This is a genomic window from Vibrio sp. Vb0304 (assembly GCF_033338995.1).
GTDB classification, from domain to species: Bacteria; Pseudomonadota; Gammaproteobacteria; order Enterobacterales; family Vibrionaceae; genus Vibrio; species Vibrio alginolyticus.
On sequence record NZ_JAWOTT010000140.1, the window covers coordinates 1 to 1,372 of the forward strand.

The 1,372-nt window shown below is 48.3% G+C and carries 2 protein-coding genes; both read left to right on the plus strand.

Annotated features, from left to right (window positions below):
• The coding region (locus tag R7P35_RS24470) for a 5'-nucleotidase C-terminal domain-containing protein (RefSeq protein ID WP_318092938.1) at window positions 1-251 on the plus strand (251 nt) is incomplete at its 5' end.
• 33 nt (window positions 252-284) lie between these two features.
• The coding region (locus R7P35_RS24475; RefSeq protein ID WP_318092940.1) for a hypothetical protein at window positions 285-1,372 on the plus strand (1,088 nt) is incomplete at its 3' end.

Below are 1,372 nucleotides of genomic sequence, written 5' to 3' on the forward strand. Positions count from 1 at the left end.
CAAAACCGCAAGGTAAACGCCTGCTCAGCCTGAACGTAAATGGCAAACCAGTGAACGACTCGCAATCATACAAAGTGGCCACTTACTCTTACGCAGCGAGCGGGGGCGACGGTTATCATGTATTTGAAAAAGGCACGTTAGAGTCGCAAGGCGATTCAGTCACCCAAGTATTGATTGACCAATTTAAAGCCAAGAAAGACGTTATCGTTCCGGCGCTGGGTCGCCAAGTGGATGTCAGCGTCAAAGAGTGAGTCTCTGACAAATAACCTCAAAGGATAAGCACCATGACTTTTCGTCGAGAATACAATGGCTGTAAATCATTTGGCTGCCCTAATTGCGGCGTACCTGATCTCAGTTTGTATTCGCGCTCAAATCGGCTTGGCTACGATGCGTGGCATTGCCCTGAGTGTGGTGCTTATCCTCCGGTTTTGATTAACGAGCCGATACTCGCATTGGCTCATCAACTACAACAGCAAACCTTTGAGTTGAAGCTATTGCCTCATTGCGAATGCCGATTACCTGCTTGGCAACGTTACGGGAGAACCGCCGTCGGTAGCCCAAGAGTAAAGTGTCGCTGCTGTCAAAAAACCGCAACGCTGCTGAACCCGAACAAAGAATCCCACACACTCCAACCACTGCTTGATGCTCTATTGGCCGAGGTTTCACCCAAAGATTTACAGTATAAATTGGGCTTGAATCATCGCCGTTTTTCACAATATCTTGAACGTTTGGCAAGTATGCTGGACACTTTTAGTCGCTTATACGAACGTCACTTATCGTTCTCGAATATCCAAACTCGTTCCTTTGTTCAAGTGGCGCGCTCTGGTTTTCGCCACCATGGCCGAGAACAACGTGCAGCGCATATTTGGACACTATGCAGCGCCGATGCCCAAACGGGTTACGTGCTTTTGCTCAGTGACAACGCTTGGTTTCCTCAGACAGAGATGTCAGAGCACGTCATTCCTCAACCGCTTTGGGAGCCAAGCCGTTACCAATTAACGCAGCAAGAAGAAGCGCCAAACGAATCAGATGTATTTCTCCAAGCACAGCGCACTTACGACAAAATTCTTAGCCGCAGCCAATTTGACCAACTCGCTTACTGCGATGGTTCGCACGCGAAATCAAAAGAAGTGCTACTCACTCGCCCAGTTTTTGCTGCGCACGCGCACATGCAAAACTTGGCGAAATACTTTGCTAACAAAGTGCCGAAACGCTTTGTCCTCGAACATGAAAGCTTTTTACGAGGGGCAGCGATCACCGCTTTTACCTCCGCCATTAAGCGGGGCACGACGCAACTCTATTATTGCCATATTGGACAAAGTGAGGAAAACCTGAGCTTAAATCATGCAAAGCAAAAGATGAGTTGGTGGGA